This window comes from Syntrophaceticus schinkii (assembly GCF_000946815.1).
GTDB lineage: Bacteria > Bacillota > DSM-12270 > Thermacetogeniales > Thermacetogeniaceae > Syntrophaceticus > Syntrophaceticus schinkii.
Genome location: NZ_CDRZ01000139.1, coordinates 1 through 1,917, shown reverse-complemented (window position 1 = coordinate 1,917; position 1,917 = coordinate 1). Strand labels below are relative to the sequence as shown.

Annotated in this window: 2 protein-coding genes and 1 pseudogene; 1 reads left to right on the top strand and 2 read right to left on the bottom strand. The window is 38.9% G+C overall.

From position 1 onward, the window contains the following. A partial coding sequence (locus tag SSCH_RS06455; protein WP_044664755.1) for an ABC transporter permease occupies positions 1 to 665 on the bottom strand: 665 nt, incomplete at its 3' end. Between the two features lie 367 nt (positions 666 to 1,032). Beyond that, positions 1,033 to 1,218: a hypothetical protein gene (locus SSCH_RS06450; RefSeq protein WP_044664754.1), complete on the bottom strand. Its 186-nt coding sequence runs from the start codon at positions 1,216 to 1,218 to the stop codon at positions 1,033 to 1,035. A gap of 355 nt (positions 1,219 to 1,573) precedes the next feature. Here SSCH_RS06450 and SSCH_RS06440 point away from each other — a divergent pair. Further along, positions 1,574 to 1,917: pseudogene (locus SSCH_RS06440) on the top strand (IS1634 family transposase); the annotation flags it as partial.

Genomic DNA, 1,917 nt, shown 5'->3' with positions numbered 1-1,917 from the left:
CTTAACAATGGCGATTCGATCATATCTATTGATGCGCTTTTGAATTGCATGCCCTCTTGTTCGATGCCGGATTTTAATTGCACATAAACCGTATGGGTCTTGTCACCAGCATCTATCCCAAAATGATCAACCCACAAATAATCTATGTTGCCGGTTAGAGCTTTAAGATTCAGGTAACTTCTGTAGCCAAGCCAATCATCGGCGTTCCTGTTCTTCATAACGCCGATAACTTCATATTCTTGATTTTCAAAGATATAAAATCTTTTGTCGTTTTTGGCCAGAGTATCCGGTAAAATCTTTTCACCAACGACCGCATATTTTCCACCCGCCGCGAAATCTCTTTCATTAAAAAAACGGCCTTCTTTCATTTCGGGGATAATATCAACACTGCCGGAAATATATATACCAACAGTGCTGCCCAATATATCTAAGGGCTTGCTTATAACACAGTGCTCAGGAATCTCAAATAAAGCTCGCGGCCAGTTAGCAGCATCTTCCTCGGGAATAATCTTAAAGCTTTTTGCCTCCGGCCCCAAAAAGTTATTCACTAGTATTTCATCCCGGACAGCATATTCCAGTGAAGATGTTAAAAAACATGAAAAAACCACAATGGTCATAAATACAATTATTAGAAACAGCGATGACAATAGTTTGTTTTTATCCATAATTAAGCCCCCTGTCGTAATTCCGGCAAACTCCACTCCTATGGTGGATATTAGTTCCTAATTAAATACTTACTTTGGTTTTTTATACTGTTTATCATATTTATTCCCTACGCACTATCGCTAATTACACAACACTGATTTCTTATAACTTTATAGGTTGTCCGAGAACTTAGATTATGCAAGTTCAAACACTGAGGACACTTCTATGCAAAATATAGTTATTCTATGGAAGACAGTAATTACTGTCTTCCATAGAATAATATTTCTGTTATTTATCTTCCGTAGCGTGTGTGAGCAGTGCTATTAGGAAGACCATAAGCTGTGGCACTTGTTAAACCCACACCCCATTGCTGTCCAGAATCAGTGCCTATAGCTCCAACCACGCCCTGGTATAATGTTTAACACCCGACCATTCTGTTACAGCTCTGACGCCCCATACATAGCGATATGCTACGTGTCTCTCTGGTCCGGCTAATGCAGGAATCGCATGCATAACGAGTATTGCAGCAAGGATTAATGTTACTGTAGCTTTCTTCAGTTTTTTGATATTCATAACAATGCCCTCCCTTCCTCGTTATTTATATACACTTTCTTTTGCTTTGCTATATTTTCCTTGGCATTCCCCCTTCCTTTTCTTAAACCTCTAAACAAATCTCCGATTATTATTAAAAAAGTCTCTTGTTGTAACCTTACTAAATATAAACTTATATTACTATATCTTGTATCTATAGACAATATCAAGTGCGCAACACGTCGAAATTGCGTCATGAACCGTTGGTTTTCGTGTCTTAACCGTCGATTTTTGTGCATAAAGAAATTTGCCCCTTATAAAAAGAGGGCTGTATATATATATAGCTAAGTATTAATTCTATAGCCGGCAAGAGGAAAAAGCGGAGAAGAAGTTATCTTTGTCGGTCGATATGGATGAGAGGCTCGCTCCCGATACGGACAACAGAAAAAACTTCGGGTATGCCGCCATCTTGAAGATTTACCACGAACTCCGCTTGGATGTTTTTTTTAAGAACAAGTCCAGGCATAAGAAGTTTAAGTACAATACGAATTCCATAATGATTATGCTTGTCGTCTCTAGATTGCTCTCGCCTGGCTCTAAGAAGAAGGCTTTCGAGGAAAAGGGTCGCTATTTCGAACGCTTCAATTTCTCCTTAGTAGATGTCTATCGTTCTCTTTCACACTTTTCTGAGATTTCGAAGGAGTTCCAAAGGTATCTGAACGCTCAGATCACTGAGAAATA